This window comes from Maribacter sp. R86514, assembly GCF_044597005.1.
Classification (GTDB): domain Bacteria; phylum Bacteroidota; class Bacteroidia; order Flavobacteriales; family Flavobacteriaceae; genus Maribacter.
Genome location: NZ_CP138999.1, coordinates 1,708,981 through 1,727,781, shown reverse-complemented (window position 1 = coordinate 1,727,781; position 18,801 = coordinate 1,708,981). Strand labels below are relative to the sequence as shown.

The window sequence follows — 18,801 nt, the reverse complement described above, 5'->3', positions numbered from 1 at the left end:
CAATTAACGATAAACAATTTTAGATTGTTCATTGTTGACTGGTAATTGTTAACTGTTCAACGTTCATTGACATATTGGAACAGGAGGTAATACATTTAGGTGTATTATCGACTAAAAAAGAAAGAAACACGAATCTTTATTAAGTAAAGAGTACGAATAAGATAGAATAGATTAAAGATCTGGCGACAAGCTGGAAAAGGGCGTATGGGGAATGCCTAGGCTCTCAGAGGCGAAGAAGGACGTGATAAGCTGCGAAAAGCTACGGGGATCGGCACACACGATATGATCCGTAGATATCCGAATGGGGCAACCCGGCATATTGAAGATATGTCATCCAGTAATGGAGGTAAACCCGGGGAACTGAAACATCTAAGTACCCGGAGGAGGAGAAAACAAAAGTGATTCCGATAGTAGCGGCGAGCGAAATCGGATTAGTCCAAACCGTACATGTTCCGGCATGTGCGGGGTTGTAGGACCACGACATTCGAGATGTGATGAACTAGAACGCTTTGGAAATAGCGACCATAGAGGGTGATAGTCCCGTATAGGCAAAGAGCATTTAGATAGTGGTATCCTGAGTAGTGCGGGGCACGTGAAACCCTGTATGAATCCGGCGGGACCATCCGCCAAGACTAAATACTCCTGAGAGACCGATAGTGAACCAGTACCGTGAGGGAAAGGTGAAAAGAACCGTGAATAACGGAGTGAAATAGATCCTGAAACCATACGCTTACAAGCGGTCGGAGCCCATATGGGTGACGGCGTGCCTTTTGCATAATGAGCCTACGAGTTACTTTTACTGGCAAGGTTAAGTTCTTCAGGAACGGAGCCGTAGCGAAAGCGAGTCTTAATAGGGCGCCATAGTCAGTAGTAGTAGACGCGAAACCGTGCGATCTACCCATGGGCAGGTTGAAGCTGTGGTAACACATAGTGGAGGACCGAACCCGTTGACGTTGAAAAGTCTTGGGATGACCTGTGGGTAGGGGTGAAAGGCCAATCAAGCTCGGAAATAGCTCGTACTCCCCGAAATGCATTTAGGTGCAGCGTGTAGATAGTTTTATAGAGGTAGAGCTACTGATTGGATGCGGGGGCTTCACCGCCTACCAATTCCTGACAAACTCCGAATGCTATAAAATGTTTCTGCGCAGTGAGGGCATGGGTGCTAAGGTCCATGTCCGAGAGGGAAAGAACCCGGATCACCGGCTAAGGTCCCAAAGTATATACTAAGTTGATATAACGCGGTGGAACTGCATTGACAGCCAGGATGTTGGCTTGGAAGCAGCCATTCATTTAAAGAGTGCGTAACAGCTCACTGGTCGAGCGGTTCCGCATGGATAATAATCGGGCATAAGTATATCACCGAAGCCGTGACTTCATATTTATATGAGGGGTAGGGGAGCATTGTAACTGCGTCGAAGGCGTACCTGCGAGGGATGCTGGAGCGGTTACAAACGAAAATGTAGGCATAAGTAACGATAATGCGGGCGAGAAACCCGCACGCCGAAAGACCAAGGTTTCCCCAGCTATGCTAATCAGCTGGGGGTCAGTCGGGACCTAACGCGAACCCGAAGGGGATAGTGGATGGACAACAGATTAATATTTCTGTACCTGCTCACGCTAAAAGTGACGGAGGCGAGAAGTTGGTGCGTACAGACGGAATTGTACGTTGAAGGGAGCGGTAACGCCCCGATAGTACACCGAGACCACGGTCAAGGTGATAATCCAGCATATCGACTTCCAAGAAAAGCGAGTGAAGCAGCCCGTACCGTAAACCGACACAGGTGGTTGGGATGAGTATTCTAAGGCGCTCGAGAGATTCATGGCTAAGGAACTAGGCAAAATAGACCCGTAACTTCGGGAGAAGGGTCGCCCCCTTATGGGGGGCCGCAGTGAAGAGGTCCAGGCGACTGTTTATCAAAAACACAGGGCTCTGCAAAATCGAAAGATGAAGTATAGGGCCTGACACCTGCCCGGTGCTGGAAGGTTAAGAGGAGATGTCAGCTTCGGCGAAGCATTGAATTGAAGCCCCAGTAAACGGCGGCCGTAACTATAACGGTCCTAAGGTAGCGAAATTCCTTGTCGGGTAAGTTCCGACCTGCACGAATGGTGCAACGATCTGGACACTGTCTCGGCCATGAGCTCGGTGAAATTGTAGTATCGGTGAAGATGCCGGTTACCCGCAGTGGGACGAAAAGACCCCGTGCACCTTTACTATAGCTTCGTATTGACCTTGGTCAAGCAATGTGTAGGATAGCTGGGAGACTTTGAAGCTGCATCGCCAGGTGTGGTGGAGTCATTGTTGAAATACCAGCCTTTGCTTGTCCGGGGCCTAACTCTCAATGAGAGAACAGTGCGTGGTGGGTAGTTTGACTGGGGTGGTCGCCTCCAAAAGAGTAACGGAGGCTTCTAAAGGTGCCCTCAATACGGTTGGCAATCGTGTGTAGAGTGCAATGGCACAAGGGCGCTTGACTGAGAGACATACAGGTCGATCAGGTTGGAAACAAGAGCATAGTGATCCGGTGGTTCCGCATGGAAGGGCCATCGCTCAAAGGATAAAAGGTACGCCGGGGATAACAGGCTGATCTCCCCCAAGAGCTCATATCGACGGGGGGGTTTGGCACCTCGATGTCGGCTCGTCACATCCTGGGGCTGGAGAAGGTCCCAAGGGTTGGGCTGTTCGCCCATTAAAGTGGCACGCGAGCTGGGTTCAGAACGTCGTGAGACAGTTCGGTCTCTATCTACTGCGGGCGTTAGAAATTTGAGTGGATCTGACTCTAGTACGAGAGGACCGAGTTGGACTGACCGCTGGTGCACCAGTTGTTCCGCCAGGAGCATCGCTGGGTAGCTATGTCGGGATCGGATAAGCGCTGAAAGCATATAAGCGCGAAACCGGCCACAAGATGAGATTTCTTTAAAGGGCCGTGGGAGATGACCACGTTGATAGGCTATAGGTAGAAGGGCAGTAATGTCCGTAGCCGAGTAGTACTAATTGCCCGTCAGGCTTGCGCATACGTACGCCCTTCCCTTGCGGAGGGGCGGACGACGATCTTTAACCTCTTTCTTTTTATACCGAAACATACTTTATATTATAAGTGCTTCTTTCCTTTATAGGATCCTGTTCCATTCATGTCAACGATATTGCGGCGAAGGCCGCGGTCGGGAAAACCCGATTCAAAACTTAGGTGGCCATGGCGACGGGGCCCACCCCTTACCATTCCGAACAGGGAAGTTAAGACCGTTTGCGCCGATGGTACTGCTATACCAAGTGGGAGAGTAGGTAGCCGCCTTTTTCGAAAGCCCTTTACAGTAATGTAAGGGGCTTTTTTTATGGAATAAGGTCTGGGTTTCTATTTTTCTTCTAATAACTTTATGGCTATTATCAGATTTTATAGAATAGCTTTAATTTTGTATCTGTGAGTTCATACATAGCACTAATTTTAGTCATTGGATTGAATTTTGTGAAGGTGCTAGTGTTATAAAAATTGTTATGATGTACTTAGATTCATTAGAAAAGGAAGAAAAGTTTAATACCATCTCTCATGGTATAGGCGCTTTATTTGCTATTGTAGGTATGGTGTTTCTGATTCAAGGAAATAATCATAAATCTGAGTGGTCATTGTTAGGATTAGTGTTATATAGCTTATCATTAATAAGTATGTTGTCAGTATCTACGATATATCACGCAGTCGATAATAAGGTTTGGAAACTCAGAATGAGAATTCTAGATCATATAAATATATATTATCTAATTGCAGGTACGTATACTCCCGTTGCTTTAATAACGCTTATTAACGGAAATGGATGGTATATTTTCTTTGCAGTATGGGGTATAGCAGCTGTTGGTACTATTTTAAAGTTATTTTTTACTGGTAAATTTGAAATTATATCCTTGCTACTTTATTTAGCTATGGGATGGCTCATAATATTCGATTTTCAAAATTTGGTAGATAATACTTCAGAGTTTGGAATCAATTTACTCATGCTTGGAGGTGCATTTTACACTATAGGAATATTATTTTATGCGGTTAGAAGAATTCCGTATAATCACTTCATTTGGCACCTTTTTGTACTGTGCGGAGCAATATGCCATTGGTATTTTATTTACATAGATGTAATCTAAATGTTTTTCTAATAAGATTAAGAATCGATAACATCTTTATACTCTTCATAGAATTTCTCTATCTGCAACATATTATCGTTTAAAAATACCATTGTCTCCCTCCATGTATTTTTATTATGTATAGATACGTTGTTTAGCTCCACATAAATTCTTGATATTTCTTTTTGGTTTTCTAGGATAAAGAAATCTTCAAATTTTCCTTCAGGAAGGAATTCATCTAATAATATTGATTTTAAAGCTAATAGTTTATCCCATACTTTTATTCGCTGTTCAAAATCAGAATCTACGTCTATGGAAACTATAGCTTTTTTAAATCAAAATGAAATTTGAATGATAAGCCTTTAACTTCAGTTTTATATAAAGTCCATTTGTTTGGAAACGATTTGCCAAAAGCAATCCAAAATTCTTCTCGTAATTTTCTTGATTCTTCTTTACTGAACATTATAGATAATATGCGATTGTTATACCTAGTAAAATCACTAATAACTTTCTTAAATTAAATTTATGCCCTTCAGAACTTTCAAATAGTATTATAGTCGAAATATGTAAGAACACACCTATTACTAGAGCATTTAAATACATACCATAAGTGGAAAGTATATCTGTTGTATTGGCTAAATAGGTGCCTAACGGAGTCATAACAGAGAATAAAAGCATGAAAAATGCTGCGTAAATAGGTTTAATGTTTGACCCTAAAAGGAATATACTCAATATTATTGCTATAGGAATTTTATGAATTAAGATACCATAAATGATGGTGTCATTTGTACCAATAGGTAGACCCTCCAATAGAGCATGGGTGCATAGACTAATAAAAAGTAACCAAGGAAAATCTTGACTTTGCTTCGAAATATGAACGTGGCCGTGTTCAGCTCCTTTTGAGAAAAATTCTAAAAATATTTGAAAAAGAATACCTAGTATTATAAATACACCTATAGTTTTAGGATTCGTATTTTCATAAACTTCAGGTAACATTTCAAAAATAGTAAGCGCTAATAAAAATGCGCCACTAAATGCTAATAATAGTTTGAATGATTCGTTTTTCTGGGGTTTTGCAACAACCACAAAAAGAAAACTAATAAGTACTCCTAGAATAGGTAATATGTAAATCATGTGATGCTGATAAACCTTTTAAAAAAAGGAAATAGGTCATAAATTAAACAGGCGTCAAAATTAGCGTATTTTTGCGGTACGAGAAAAGATGATTATGGGTAATAATTTTAAAATGGTCGCTAAGACCTTATTTGGTTTCGAAGAAGCACTTTCTAAAGAACTTAGAAATTTGGGGGCAAGCAATGTTGTTGAGGGAACTAGAAATGTATCTTTTGAAGGTGATAATGGCTTTATGTACAAAGCCAATCTATGTCTGAGAACAGCTATTAAAATTATTAAACCAATACATTCTTTTCGTGTTAATGATGAAAATGATCTGTACAAGAAAATATATGCGATGGATTGGACAGAGTATCTTTCTGTCAGCGAAACTTTTGCCATAGATGCTACGGTGAATTCAGAGCAGTTTACACATTCCTTGTACGTGTCTCAAAAGACTAAGGATGCTATTGTAGATAAATTTAGAGATACTGATGGTACAAGACCAGATGTAGATGTTAAGAATCCAGATTTACGTATCAACATTCATATTCATAATAATGACTGTAATGTTTCTTTAGATAGTTCTGGTTACTCATTGCACAAAAGGGGATACCGTACAGCAACGAATATTGCGCCAATAAATGAAGTATTAGCTTCTGGTTTGCTTTTATTAAGTGGATGGGATGGTCAATGTGATTTTCTTGACCCAATGTGTGGTAGTGGTACTATGTTGACAGAAGCGGCTATGATTGCTTGTAATATACCCGCAAATATTAATAGGAAGGAATTTGCATTTGAGAGATGGACCGATTTTGATGCTGATCTATATGAGAAAATCGTAGATTCTAGTTTGAAGAAAACAAGAGAGTTTCATCATAAAATTATAGGGTACGATAAAGCGCCTTCTGCTGTTAGAAAGGCTCAAGACAATATAGAAAATGCTAATCTTGAAGATTATATCACAGTAGAAAGAAAAGATTTCTTCAAAACTGATAAGCAAACAGAAGGTACGTTGCATATGTGTTTTAACCCACCTTATGGAGAACGTCTAGATATTGATTTGGAAAACTTTTATAGTGCGATTGGCGATACTTTAAAACAAGGTTACCCTGGTACCAATGCTTGGTTTATAACAAGTAACCTACCTGCTTTAAAGTTTGTAGGCTTAAGACCTTCTCGAAAAATAAAGGTGTTTAATAGCCATCTAGAATCTCGTTTGGTAAAGTATGAAATGTATGAAGGTAGTAAGAAGGCCAAATATCAAAAAAGAAATGAAGAATGAAGCTAAAACATAAAGTTCTAATATATAATTTTTTAGGCTTTGCAGTACTATTTGTATTGTTCCGCTTTCTATTATACATTTCGCTATCAATAAATAGTCTTTATTTATCAGCAATAGCTGCTATTGCAGCTTCTCTACTAGCTCCCAAATTTGCAGTGGCAAAAATAGAAGGGCTTGAGAAGATTGTAATGAAATGGGTGTTTATTAAAGGGTTTAAAGTTTTATAAGCGTTCTTTTGGGTTAGGCGGTCCTACGGGTTCATTAGAATTTTCAATCTTTTTCTTAGCCTTATTTTTCTTTTTATAGAGCGGCAAGAAGTAAGAAATACTATAGTTGTAGCCAACACCAAAATTACTATCCCACGTTACTTTGTTAAAACCGGGTACCCATAGATTAGGAAAACGCTCGTCTTCTTTTTGAGTTAATATAAGTCCTAAACGTACACTAGCTCCAAGGTATATATTTGAGAAGATTTCAAATTTAGTTCCAAAAAGAGCTTCTATCCAAGTTGTAGAAAGACCTGAGAAATTTTCTGAAGTATCCGATCCATTTGCAAAATCATCTGGATTCCAGTATCTATTCGTATCAAAGTATTGATAGTTATTAAGGGTATTTTCAAAAGTGCTGAATCCTAATCTGGCACCCATGTAAATCAAATTTTGCTCTCCATACCAATTAGCATAATTGTTTTTATTGATACCTAGTTTAATGTAATTACCAGAGGTTGTAAAATTGTATAAGTCTTCCTGTCGTGTCTTTTCTTCGCTCCCAAGTTCAGCAGCTAGATATAAATTTTGGGTTAATCTGTAATCCGCAACAAATTCAATTCCTTGATAGTTGTCGTCTAAGGCACCGGTTATAATTCTACTTAAATCTACACCTAAACGTAAACCATAGGATTGTTTATATTCCACCGTATCCTTAGGGTTAAGATCAATTGGTTTACTCTGGCTAAAAGCCATGCAAGTTCCCAGTATAAATAAAAGATTAGTGAAAAATCTTGACATGTGTAGAATCTGAGTTGGTGACTAGTGACTGTTGTATTTCTATATCTTGAATCCAATTATCTGAATCTGCTGTTACATTCGCTTGTAGTTCATCATAATTTACTACGAAACCGCATGCACGTGAAAGAAAGTCTTCAATTCTAGTGTATGAAAAATTAATGGTATCTAGGTTACCTATTTCCGCGCCATCATCAGCATCTGCCGAGTCGCTAATTAATATGAAACTTGTAGCATCTTCATCTGTCTTTAACGGGATGGATATGGTACTTAAATTACTGCGATCTGTAACAGTATTCACGGTTACATTTTGACCGACACCTACTACCCTTAAAGTTTTTACTTCTTTTAACGTCTCTATGTCATCAATATCATAAAATTCTATGACCAGTAGGGGAGTGTCTCCTTCTACACAGATATCATCTTTCTCACATGACGATGCAGAAATAATACTAAGAAACAGCAATAAGCCGAATTGAATTTTTCTCATCCTAAACTTTCTTTTCTAAAAGTACAACATTTTCTACGTGGTGCGTCTGCGGAAACATGTCTACAGGCTGAACCTTGGTTATATTGTACATCTCTTTCATTAGTTCTAAATCTCTTGCCTGTGTAGCGCTATTACAGCTTACATAAACAACTTTTTTAGGTGCAATGTTCAATATTTGCTGAACTACATCTTTATGCATTCCATCTCGTGGAGGATCGGTAATAATAACATCTGGCACACCATTTTGAGCAATAAACTGTTCGTTGAAAACATTTTTCATATCGCCAACAAAGAAATCAACGTTTTCAATTTCGTTTCGCTCTGCGTTTGCCTTGGCATCTAAAATTGCTTCAGGTACCGATTCTATACCTATTACTTTCTTTGCTTTTTTAGAAACAAATTGTGCAATGGTACCTGTACCTGTGTATAAATCATACACCAATTCATCACCATTTAAATTTGCAAAATTTCTGGTGATTTTATAAAGCTCGTAAGCTTGCTCTGAATTCGTTTGATAAAAAGACTTGGCATTGATTTTAAATTTTAGCCCTTCCATTTCTTCGAAAATATGGTCTCTACCAGAAAAACAGATAATCTCTTGATCGTAAATAGTATCGTTCTGTTTTGGATTGATTACATATAATAATGATGTAATCTCTGGGAAAGTTGTAGAAAGATGATTTAAAAGCAATTCTCTTTTTTCTTTATCATTTTCAAAAAACTGAACTAAAATCATTATTTCACCTATAGAGCTAGTGCGTATCATTAATGTACGTAACAATCCATATTGGTTTCTTGGATTAAAAAATGTTAACCCGTTTTCAGTGGCAAATTTTTTAGTCTCTAAACGTATTGCGTTTGATGGGTCTTTTTGTAAATGACATTTTTTAATGTCCAAAATCTTATCCCACATGCCAGGTATATGAAAACCTAAGGCATTTCTATCTTCTATTTGATTATCTGATCTTACTTCTTCTAGCGTTAACCAACGACTGTCAGAAAAAGAAAATTCCATTTTGTTTCTGTAGAAGTATTTTTGTTCTGAACCAAGTATAGGTGTAAGCTCGGGCAAATCTAAATGACCTATTCTTTTTAGGTTATTCTCCACTTCTTTCTGCTTGTAAAAAAGTTGGTGTTCATAGCCCATATCTTGCCATTTACAGCCTCCACAGACATTAAAATGCTGACAAACCGGGTCTACTCTTTTATTTGAAAGACTGTGAAAATTAATAGCAGTTCCTTCAAAATAAGCTTTTCTTTTTTTTGTAGTTTGTACGTCTACCACGTCGCCAGGTACGGTGTTATTTAAGAAAATAACCCTACCATCTGGGGCTTTACCAATAGTTTTTCCTTTTGCAGCAGCATCGGTTACCGTTACATTTTCAAAAACTACTCGCTTTGTCTTTTTTCGCATGTGGCAAAAATAAGCATCCCATGGCATTTATTATAACTAATAAACCTAGTAGCCTTGTTATATTTAGTTAAATATGACCGTTCAAGTATCTAATCAAATGTTTACCTAATTATTTAAATAAAAAAAGTCAGGAAATCTTTAATTTAAGATTCCCTGACTTTGAACAGTAAAATATATTTTACTACTATTTGTTCTTATTGAATTTGTTTAAAATTCTTTCCATTTGCTTGCCAGCAGCTTCTCTACCACCTAAGCCAAATGATAGTGCAATGGTTACTGCAATAGTACCCAATGTAATACCAAAAGCCATATTGATAATTTCGTCGCCAATACCCATAGTCTTAAGACCCATTGCCAAGAAAATAGCTAAAATGCACATTCTTACAATTGAAGCAACAAAAAGACTGCTTTCATCTTTAGCCATAGCTTTGTGAGCTGTAGATGCAATCCAGTTTCCTATGATTAAAATTACTAATCCGAAAAGAATATTTCCAGAAACACCTACTAATGTGTCAAGTACATTGGTAAGTTTTTCAAATTCCAGTTTTTCTAATGCAGTCGTAATTCCAAAAAGAACTATGAAAAAGTAAACAACATTACCTAAAAGTTTTGAAAGGTTTGTATTAGACGATAAGCTGCTTAAATTCATTCTGTTTACAATACCATCTAAATTTAAACTTTCTAATAAATCTGTAACCAAACCAGAAACAAATCTACCACCTATAACGAAGATTAAAAGAATAAGAACAGCAACGATAATTTTTGGTATGGCAGCAAAAAATTGTTCTAGCATATGTGTTGCAGGAACAGAGATAGCATCCATATTTAAGATGTTCAATGCGGTTATCAATAGCGGAATAAATATAAAAATGAAAACTACTTTTTTAAGGATGTTCACTAAATCCAAATTTTCCGGAAGTTTTAATTTAGGTACAAAACTCTGTATAGTCTCGCCTGAAAGACCTACTAATTCAGATACAATAGTAGCTAGCATATAACCTATATAGCCTACTAAACCTGCACCTACAATATTTGGTATGTAATCTGTAAAGCCGTTAAGTAAATTCTTAACTGGATCTAAAACGCTCGTCATACCTAACTTTTCTAAAGCAAGCATAAAGACAAAAATCATGATAAAGAAGTATACTAATTTGCCAATAAAGGAAGAAAGTACCACTTTACCTGTTCCAAGTTTGCTGTCAACATTGGTTCGCTTAATTAATTTTGTAATAAGCCTTTTCAAAAATCCGGCAATAAACCACCCTATTATAAGTATCAGTATTGCGCCGATGGTAGTTGGTAAAAAATCGCCAACTGAGTTAGAAAGGCTGGTCATCATGTTCTCTAAATAATTCATAGTGTTCTTTTTTAATAAATTGGTTGTATAAAGTAAGACACCGTATTTTGTTATAGGTCACATTTATATGGTTGTTCATAGGTTCTTTTGAGAATTATAATGGTTCAAAAAAAATATTTATTAAGTTTGTAGTTCTACAGGATGATTTCTCTCCCACGCTGAATTTTCGACCCGATGAATTTTTCGGGATTTGAAAGGAAAAAGGTATAGAAGGAATTGCTAAAGTTTTATTTAAAGTAATTTTTATCATGTCAATTTTAGAAAACATCACTTCTAAGGATGCTATTGCATTAGAAGAAAAACACGGTGCTCACAATTATCACCCATTACCTGTTGTATTAAGTAAAGGTGAAGGTGTTCATGTTTGGGATGTGGAAGGAAAAAAATATTATGATTTTCTTTCTGCGTACTCTGCCGTAAATCAAGGGCATTGTCACCCCAAAATTGTAAATGCCATGACAGAACAAGCAAAAACATTGTCTTTGACTTCTAGAGCATTTTACAATGATATGTTGGGTAAATACGAGAAGTATGCAACCGAAACTTTTCATTTTGATAAGTTGTTACCTATGAATACAGGTGCAGAAGCTGTTGAAACAGCTTTGAAAATTTGTAGAAAATGGGCATATGAAGAAAAAGGTATTGCAAAGAACAATGCTGAAATAATTGTTTGCGAAAATAATTTTCACGGCCGTACGACAACTATAATTTCTTTTTCAAATGACCCTGTTGCTCGTAAGAACTTCGGACCTTATACTGACGGATTCATTAAAATAGAGTACGATAATCTATCTGCTCTAGAGGATGTTTTAAAATCAAATTCTAATATCGCTGGCTTTTTAGTGGAGCCAATACAAGGTGAAGCTGGAGTTTATGTACCTTCTGAAGGTTATCTAAGCGGAGCGAAAGCTTTGTGCGAAAAGTATAATGTATTGTTCATTGCAGATGAAGTACAAACCGGTATTGCCAGAACAGGTCGTTTATTGGCAACATGTGGTAATTGTTCTTGCCCAGATAAACATTGTAGTGGAATACCTGAAATTAAACCAGATATTTTAATATTAGGTAAAGCCTTATCAGGTGGGGCATACCCTGTTTCTGCAGTTTTGGCTAATGATAATATTATGGGTGTTATACGCCCCGGAAACCATGGTAGTACTTTTGGTGGTAACCCTATTGCCGCTGCTGTTGGTATGGCTGCTTTAGAAGTCGTAAAAGATGAGGAGCTTGCAGAAAATGCCTTTGAACTAGGTGAGCTTTTTAGAGCTGAACTAAATAAATTTATACCAAATACAGATTTGGTAAATAGTGTTAGAGGTAAAGGTCTTTTAAATGCAATACTTATTAATGATAGTGAAGATAGTTCTACTGCATGGGATATTTGTATGGCGTTGAAAGAAAACGGATTACTTGCAAAACCTACACACGGTAATATTATAAGATTTGCACCACCATTGGTAATGACAAAAGAACAGCTTTTAGATTGTGTTTCTATTATTATTAAAACACTACAAGAATTTAAAAACTAGAAATAAAAAATCCCCGATGTAAATCGGGGATTTTTTTTAATTATTAATTTCTTATTGAAAATCGGCTGTCGTAAAGAAAGCGATAATCAATCCGAAATAGAGAATACAGAATACTAGGTAAATAATAGCTAGTGCTAGCCCTATATAAGAAAGAATTCTTCCTGTATTAATATTTTCATATCCTCTATAATTACCTGGGTTAGCTTCAAAATAACTCTTAGCTTTTTTAGCATTGCTCAAACCAATGAAACTGAATATAGCACCAAAGGGACCACAACAGAAAAGGGTTAATGCAATAGATAAAATGCCAAAAGTTAAAGCGTTACTAGAACCTGGTATTTGTTGATTTTCTGAATTGTTCATTGAATTATTGAGAATATTGTTCAGTCATTATTTGAACTTGCTCCATATATGCATCCCATCCGCCAATACTCATGATTCCGTAAATAGAATAAGCTAAATATAAAATACCAATCACCAATACAATTATAGAAACGGTTTTAGTTGTTTTTAAAGTACTGTAATTAGAATAGTTTTCAGGGTTTTCTTTATAGATTTTTTCGTCTTTAGTTGCTAAAAAATAAGCAATACCACCAAAGAGAATTCCAGGTACTCCACCAAAGCAGCAGCATACAAATCCTAAAATAGCAAGTACTAATGCTAATGTTACATTAGGTAATTTTTGTTGTTCCATAATTTAAAGGTTTAGTTATTAGATAAATTTTAAAATATAATTGGTTAATATAAAACCTACGGTACTTACCATAAGCGTAATTGTAATTGTATTTGAATGTTTAAAAGGGTATAATTTATTTAATCCTAAAAAGCCAAAAAGTAAAAGCATAGGGTAAATAGCTGGGTACATTAAAAAGGCAGATGTAAACTCCCCTTTAAGTAAAAATAATAGCGATCGTTGTAAACCGCAACCAGGACAATCAACCCCTAATATTTGCTTTGTGAAACAGGGTAGCATGAAACTTTCAAGTCCCAGAAAAATAATTAATGCTTTAATACGCATCTATAAATAAATTAGTAGTCCGAAAATTACCATTATTTTTGTGTATACAAAATAAAAACATGCGTCATTTTAATATTGGTGATACGGTAGAAACTATTGACGATGTCATAAAAGGCGTTGTGGAGTCTATTAATGGCAACAATATTACTATGCTCAGCGATGATGGGTTTCCGTTAACGTTCAGCGCTCATGAATTGGTTTTGATAGCCGATGATATTCGCGTTTCTAATTATGAAGTCGCTAAAATTAAAAAGGAAAAAGAAATTCCTAAGCGAAAAAAGACGAGAGTTCTAAAGTCAAAGGAACGTACAGCCCCAAAAATGGAAGTTGATCTGCATATAAATCAACTTATCAAGAACCCTAAATCTATAAGTAAGTTTGATATGCTTACCCTGCAGTTAGATACGGCTAAACGTCAACTAGATTTTGCTATCAGTAAAAGAATACAGAAAATTGTATTTATACATGGGGTAGGTGAGGGTGTATTAAAAGAAGAATTAGGTTACTTGTTCAGAAAATATGACAATGTAAAATATTACGATGCCGATTACCAAAAGTATGGGTTAGGTGCAACGGAAGTTTATATTTTTCAAAACTTCTAATTATTCTACTGTAGTGGTTACAGTGCCAAATTCATTCACTTGTAAATCTGTAATTCTACTGCCATTTTCATTTAAAAAAGTAACGCCACTTAATTGAATTGTATGCGAAAAAGTTACACTGTCTACTTCAACGGTTGTAACTATAATACTACCACCTTCAGCTTCAATTTCCTCTAGAAAAGTTGGCGTAAGTGGTGGTGGTGAGTCACAAAAATAACTACTGCTAACGGTCTCAGAGAAAATACGATAGGTAATTTGAGAACTGCCCGGTACAGCACTTTCAATTCCGGTTGCAGTTGAAACCTCGTTGTTTAATAATTGGCTTGGCAGATTCAATATCAATGCTTCATCACCATTAATTTTAAATAAAACATTCTCTGTTGTTGGTGAAATGTCATTGCAACTTTCAATCGTATCTATACTGTCAAAATCAACAGTTTCTATCTGTAGGTCACCATCATTACAGTTAAAGAATAATATGGAACAGACAATTAAAAGGTATTTTTTCATATTTCAAATTTAGTTTAAAATTTATAAATCTGTCTGTCGCATGACTGTCAATTATAGGTTAATTAACTATTTTTGTTCATTGTTTATTTTAGCGAATCCCTATATGAAACAAGTATATTTAGATAATGCGGCCACTACGCAGGTTCACCCCAATGTAATTGCAAAAATGCAAGAAGCTTTAGCTGTTTATGGCAACCCTTCTTCTACTCATAGTTTTGGAAGAACGGCAAAAACTGCTATAGAAAGTGCACGTAAAACCATTGCTAAATATTTAAATGCACAGCCTTCAGAGATCATATTTACATCTGGTGGTACAGAAGCGGATAATATGATCATTAGATGCGCTGTACGAGATCTTGGTGTAAAAACCATCATTACTACTCGAATTGAGCATCATGCAGTTTTACATACTGTTGAAGAATTGGAACAGAAAGGATTGATTCAATTGTTATTTGTAGATTTAGATGCATATGGTAATCCTGATGTAGCTCATTTAGAAACACTTTTACAAAAAGATGACTCCAAAAAATTGGTTAGCCTAATGCATGTAAATAATGAAATAGGAAACAAAATCAATTTAGAGGAAATCACCCTTTTATCTAAAAAATATGATGCACTCGTACATTCAGATACCGTACAGTCTTTAGGGCATTATAATTGGGATGTTAAAGCATTTCCGATAGATTTTTTAGCTGCTGCCGCTCATAAGTTTCATGGGCCAAAAGGTGTTGGTTTCGCCTTTATTCGTAAGAATTCAGGGTTAAGCTGTATGATATCTGGCGGTTCTCAAGAACGTGGTCTAAGGGCAGGTACCGAGTCTTTTCATAATATAGTTGGTTTAGAAGAGGCTTTTATTCATGCCTACGATAACTTAGAAGAAGAAAAGAAATATGTTGAAGGCATAAAATCTTATTTCATTGATCAGATAAATAAAGAAATACCTGGAGTCAAATTTAATGGGCATTCTGGCGATATGGAGAAGAGTACCTATACTTTGGTAAACGTATGCTTACCTATCACTGAAGAAAAAGCGATGTTGCTTTTATTTAATTTGGATATGAAAGGTATTGCTTGTTCTAAAGGTAGTGCTTGCCAGTCTGGTAGCGATGCTGGTTCTCATGTACTTACCCAGATATTATCTGCTGAGGATATGAAAAAGCCATCTGTTCGTTTTTCATTCTCAACGTATAATACCAAAGAAGATATAGATTATACTATTGCGGCCTTAAAAGATATTATGGAAGCGTAATCAATTTTTACGATTTCTTTTACGTTCTCTCTCGTAGGGGAATTTTCTAATGGCTAATTTCATCATGCGGTCAATAAGGTCAGTGGTGTTTTTACCGGTTTTCTTATTGATTTCCTTTTCGTACTTCCAAAGAAGTTTACCAGAATCGCCATCGCTTATTTTAATGCCTATTCTACCGTAATTTGCCCCTCCAGAGAAATAATCTGTAAAGCTGAACTCTGTTGGTATACCGTTAGATAGTAGTATGTTTAAATCTAAGGTGCCACTAATAATACCATCAACACCTAAGATTTCGCTTAGCTCTTTTGTAGTATATACATCTATATTATCATAACTGATGTTCTTCTTAGCTAAGATAGCTGCTGTATTTTCAATGTTTTGGAATGTTACCGGCAGCTTTTTCTTTTTACTACGCTTAGAGAAATAGGTCTCTAAAGCATTTTGAACAGCGTAACCTTCGTTTTCTTCTAATCTTTTTTGTTCCTTTTTAGACACTTTTTCATTTAAATCTAAATTGGTTAAAAAAGGAATGATAGCTAATACATTATGGTCAGCACTCAAGTTATCGAAACTTGGACTTTCATAAATGTTTTTCTGAGCCATTACAGCAAATGAGGAAATAAGTACTAGTAAGAAAAGTATTCTTTTCATTTTTATTGTTTAAAGGCGTATACCCAATTTTAAGTTTAAAACCCTAGAAGTAAGATAATTTGGTACAGCATATTCATTTTTACTGTCGGCATCTCTTACCCAAGTGTTGGTAATTGAATTTTGATTGTTGAATAAATTGAAAATTTCAAAACCTAAACTGAATTCTTTAAAATTGCGCAGCCAATGTGTTTTTGGAAATTGTTTGTTCTTATTTGCAAAAATATAGGAAATTCCTAAATCTGCACGTTTATAGTCTCTTAATCTATTCTGAAAAATATATGGGTCGGCATAACTAGGGGATCCACCGGGTACACCTGTTTGATAAACCAAATTTAAATACATTTTTAAATCTGGAATGGTAGGTATGTAATCTTGAAAGAGAATGCCAAATTTTACGCGTTGATCTGTAGGTCTGGGTATATAGCCTCTATTGTTTCTATTCTCTTCGGTTTTTAAATAGCCTAGACTTACCCAAGACTCCGTTCCTGGTACAAAGGCACCGTTTAACCTAATTTCCGCTCCATAAACATAAGCTTCAGTGTCATTATTGGCTGCGTATCTTATGCGTACATCTTCTAAAGTATACGAATTCACATTTTCCAATTTTTTGTAATACGCCTCGCTTATCAATGTAAAAGGTCTATCCCAAAGAAGAAAACTGTACTCATTACCTGCTACGAAATGAAATGCTTTTTGTGCTTTTACATTTGGCTGTATTGTGCCAGTGTTGTCGCGTAATTCTCTGTAGAAAGGTGGTTGATGATATATTCCTGTAGATAACCTAAAGAGCATATCTTTATCCCAGTTGGGTTTTATAGCAAATTGTGCACGCGGACTAAAAACGGTTTGTGATACTTTTTCAACTCCGGTTCCACTAACTGTCCAATGATGAGAGCGTACACCAACGTTGTAATACACATCTACATTGCTCCATGTTTTATGCGTTCCCAATTGAACGTAGCCAGAAAACCGATTTGTCTTCACAAAGTTCAAAGCGCTTAATCCGCTATACGCTTCTAAAGGTGCATCAAACGGTTCAGAAGGTTGATTATTTATGAATTCACTTCTAGGTGGTCTAATGGAAAATCCTGCAGAATCTATAAATTCAGATTCACGTAATTGATCGCGTATATCTTCATGAGTATATTTTGCTCCCCATTCCAAAATAGAATTACCCATGGTATGTAAGCCTTTGTGCTCTAAATTAAATATTAAAGCATCTAAATCGTTTCTCGTTCTGTTGAACTGAGAACCTATACCGCGAGAAGTTAACACCTCGCCAGCCGTATCGCTACCTAAATTACTATCGATATCACCAAGCTCATAGGCTGCAACAACGTCTGAATATTCTTCTTCCGTAGTATGATAAATAGATGTCATCAATTTTAATGTAGTATTCTCGTTTAAAAAATAACTGCCTTTTAAAGCTCCTAATGCGGTGGTGTATTTATTTATCTCTTGTCCTTGATAATAAACCACTAATGCCTGAGGATTATCTATTGTTCCAAAATTAGTTTGTCTGTTTAAAGGTTCGTTCTTGTAATCGTTGACAGCTAGGTTGCCTAGAAAATTCAGCTGAAATTTAGGTGAAAAACGGTAGGTCAAATAACTTTGAACATCTGTAAATGCCGGATTGAAATTGCTTTGTGTCTGCTGGCTATTGACCAATAAAGCGTTATTTCTATATCTTATACCGGATACTGAGCTCAATTTTTGATTTTTAGAAACAGTTTCTAAACTTGCGCTTGCACCAAGAAAACTTACATCTGCCCTAAGGGAAAATAGAGTAGGGGTCTTGTATTTAATATCTAATACAGAAGCTAGCTTATCACCGTACTTCGCTTGAAAACCACCAGCTGAAAATTTCACATTCTGTACTAGGTCACTGTTAACAAAGCTTAATCCTTCTTGTTGTGCCGAACGAATTAAAAAGGGTCTATACACTTCTATTTCGTTTACATATACCAAATTCTCATCGTAGTTGCCACCACGTACAGCATATTGTGTACTTAACTCGTTGTTAGATGATACACCAGGTAATAGCTTCAGTATTGTTTCTACTCCGGAATTTGCACCTGGTATTTTTCTTATTTTCTCCGGGGAAATATTCAGAATGTTGTTAGCTTCTTTTGCACCGGTGGCAGAAACGGTTACGCCGTCTATTTGAGTAACATCATTTTTTAAAACAGGATTGAATTCAAAAGTCTCGTTCGTATTCAATAGTAATTTTTCCAATACGACGTCTAAGTATGCAATATGAGAAAAAACTATGGTGTTCTCTATATCTGAGGTAATCTCTAGAATATAGAATCCGTCAGAATTTGTAGTGGTTCCCAAACCCTTACAAGATATATTGACATTTGGTAACGGTTCATTATTTGCACCTAGTACTATACCAGAAATAGTAGCGTTCTGAGCAAAACCAATGGAGCTGCACAGCAGTAAAATCAGGCTTAGAACATTATAAAGTTTCAACTATA

17 protein-coding genes, 2 rRNA genes and 1 pseudogene are annotated in these 18,801 nt (G+C 36.3%); 8 read left to right on the top strand and 12 right to left on the bottom strand.

Features of this window, described 5'->3' with window-relative positions; all coding sequences use genetic code 11:
- Positions 1-182 precede the first annotated feature (182 nt).
- The 3 genes from SJY30_RS07695 to SJY30_RS07685 all read left to right on the top strand — a co-directional run bounded on the left by SJY30_RS07695 (position 183) and on the right by SJY30_RS07685 (position 4,120).
- Positions 183-3,010, top strand: a 23S ribosomal RNA gene (locus SJY30_RS07695).
- A 168-nt stretch (positions 3,011-3,178) separates the two neighbouring features.
- Positions 3,179-3,290: ribosomal RNA gene (gene rrf / locus SJY30_RS07690) — 5S ribosomal RNA — on the top strand.
- A 197-nt stretch (positions 3,291-3,487) separates the two neighbouring features.
- The gene (locus SJY30_RS07685; protein WP_396634980.1) at positions 3,488-4,120 is read left to right on the top strand and encodes a hemolysin III family protein; all 633 of its coding nucleotides are present in this window, start codon (positions 3,488-3,490) and stop codon (positions 4,118-4,120) included.
- Positions 4,121-4,137: 17 nt separating this feature from the next.
- On the opposite strand, the pseudogene SJY30_RS07680 reads toward SJY30_RS07685, so the two are convergent.
- Together SJY30_RS07680 and SJY30_RS07675 are read right to left on the bottom strand one after the other, a co-directional pair.
- Positions 4,138-4,562 (bottom strand): annotated as a pseudogene (locus SJY30_RS07680) (DUF4268 domain-containing protein).
- Entirely contained in the window at positions 4,562-5,233 is a 672-nt protein-coding gene (locus SJY30_RS07675; protein ID WP_396634979.1) for a ZIP family metal transporter, read from the bottom strand. Before SJY30_RS07675 ends, SJY30_RS07680 begins: the two are co-directional and overlap by 1 nt.
- Before the next feature lie 94 nt (positions 5,234-5,327).
- Between SJY30_RS07675 and SJY30_RS07670 the strand changes: the two genes are divergently transcribed.
- Both SJY30_RS07670 and SJY30_RS07665 read left to right on the top strand, forming a co-directional pair.
- Positions 5,328-6,497, top strand: coding sequence for a class I SAM-dependent RNA methyltransferase (locus SJY30_RS07670; protein WP_396634978.1), 1,170 nt, complete (start codon positions 5,328-5,330; stop codon positions 6,495-6,497).
- On the top strand, positions 6,494-6,724 hold the full coding sequence (locus tag SJY30_RS07665; RefSeq protein ID WP_299799050.1) for a hypothetical protein: 231 nt from the start codon (positions 6,494-6,496) through the stop codon (positions 6,722-6,724). Before SJY30_RS07670 ends, SJY30_RS07665 begins: the two co-directional genes overlap by 4 nt.
- On the opposite strand, the gene SJY30_RS07660 is transcribed toward SJY30_RS07665, so the two are convergent.
- The 4 genes from SJY30_RS07660 to SJY30_RS07645 all read right to left on the bottom strand — a co-directional run bounded on the left by SJY30_RS07660 (position 6,719) and on the right by SJY30_RS07645 (position 10,762).
- Positions 6,719-7,459 (bottom strand): DUF6048 family protein, encoded by a 741-nt coding sequence (locus tag SJY30_RS07660; protein WP_396634977.1) that lies wholly within the window; start codon positions 7,457-7,459, stop codon positions 6,719-6,721. The two genes, SJY30_RS07665 and SJY30_RS07660, sit on opposite strands and share 6 nt — an antisense overlap.
- A gap of 25 nt (positions 7,460-7,484) precedes the next feature.
- Positions 7,485-7,991 carry a DUF6452 family protein gene (locus tag SJY30_RS07655; protein ID WP_396634976.1) on the bottom strand — a complete coding sequence of 169 codons (507 nt, stop codon included), beginning with the start codon at positions 7,989-7,991 and terminating at the stop codon, positions 7,485-7,487.
- A 1-nt stretch (position 7,992) separates the two neighbouring features.
- A complete protein-coding gene (rlmD, locus tag SJY30_RS07650; RefSeq protein ID WP_396634975.1) occupies positions 7,993-9,405 on the bottom strand; it encodes a 23S rRNA (uracil(1939)-C(5))-methyltransferase RlmD in 1,413 nt (470 codons plus the stop codon).
- A 184-nt stretch (positions 9,406-9,589) separates the two neighbouring features.
- Positions 9,590-10,762: a mechanosensitive ion channel gene (locus tag SJY30_RS07645; RefSeq protein WP_396634974.1), complete on the bottom strand. Its 1,173-nt coding sequence runs from the start codon at positions 10,760-10,762 to the stop codon at positions 9,590-9,592.
- Positions 10,763-11,010: 248 nt separating this feature from the next.
- Here SJY30_RS07645 and rocD point away from each other — a divergent pair, with 248 nt between their 5' ends.
- Positions 11,011-12,291: an ornithine--oxo-acid transaminase gene (gene rocD, locus SJY30_RS07640; RefSeq protein ID WP_396634973.1), complete on the top strand. Its 1,281-nt coding sequence runs from the start codon at positions 11,011-11,013 to the stop codon at positions 12,289-12,291.
- 51 nt (positions 12,292-12,342) lie between these two features.
- Here rocD and SJY30_RS07635 read toward each other — a convergent pair whose 3' ends face one another.
- Genes SJY30_RS07635 through SJY30_RS07625 form a run of 3 tightly spaced genes read right to left on the bottom strand, consistent with a single transcriptional unit; the run spans position 12,343 to position 13,264 of the window.
- Positions 12,343-12,654 carry a CCC motif membrane protein gene (locus tag SJY30_RS07635; protein WP_396634972.1) on the bottom strand — a complete coding sequence of 104 codons (312 nt, stop codon included), beginning with the start codon at positions 12,652-12,654 and terminating at the stop codon, positions 12,343-12,345.
- A gap of 4 nt (positions 12,655-12,658) precedes the next feature.
- Entirely contained in the window at positions 12,659-12,985 is a 327-nt protein-coding gene (locus SJY30_RS07630) for a CCC motif membrane protein (RefSeq protein WP_396634971.1), read from the bottom strand.
- An 18-nt stretch (positions 12,986-13,003) separates the two neighbouring features.
- Positions 13,004-13,264 carry a DUF2752 domain-containing protein gene (locus SJY30_RS07625; RefSeq protein WP_245233075.1) on the bottom strand — a complete coding sequence of 87 codons (261 nt, stop codon included), beginning with the start codon at positions 13,262-13,264 and terminating at the stop codon, positions 13,004-13,006.
- Positions 13,265-13,368: 104 nt separating this feature from the next.
- Between SJY30_RS07625 and SJY30_RS07620 the strand changes: the two genes are divergently transcribed.
- Positions 13,369-13,911, top strand: a complete 543-nt coding sequence (locus SJY30_RS07620; protein ID WP_396634970.1) for a Smr/MutS family protein — start codon at positions 13,369-13,371, stop codon at positions 13,909-13,911.
- Here the strand turns inward: SJY30_RS07620 and SJY30_RS07615 are convergent, their stop codons facing one another.
- Positions 13,912-14,421, bottom strand: coding sequence for a hypothetical protein (locus SJY30_RS07615; RefSeq protein WP_396634969.1), 510 nt, complete (start codon positions 14,419-14,421; stop codon positions 13,912-13,914).
- A 103-nt stretch (positions 14,422-14,524) separates the two neighbouring features.
- Between SJY30_RS07615 and SJY30_RS07610 the strand changes: the two genes are divergently transcribed.
- Positions 14,525-15,670, top strand: a complete 1,146-nt coding sequence (locus SJY30_RS07610; protein WP_396634968.1) for a cysteine desulfurase family protein — start codon at positions 14,525-14,527, stop codon at positions 15,668-15,670.
- Here the strand turns inward: SJY30_RS07610 and SJY30_RS07605 are convergent, their stop codons facing one another.
- Both SJY30_RS07605 and SJY30_RS07600 read right to left on the bottom strand, forming a co-directional pair.
- A complete protein-coding gene (locus SJY30_RS07605; protein ID WP_396634967.1) occupies positions 15,671-16,321 on the bottom strand; it encodes a hypothetical protein in 651 nt (216 codons plus the stop codon). It lies immediately after the preceding gene.
- A 9-nt stretch (positions 16,322-16,330) separates the two neighbouring features.
- Positions 16,331-18,796 carry a carboxypeptidase-like regulatory domain-containing protein gene (locus SJY30_RS07600; RefSeq protein WP_396634966.1) on the bottom strand — a complete coding sequence of 822 codons (2,466 nt, stop codon included), beginning with the start codon at positions 18,794-18,796 and terminating at the stop codon, positions 16,331-16,333.
- Positions 18,797-18,801: the final 5 nt, after the last annotated feature.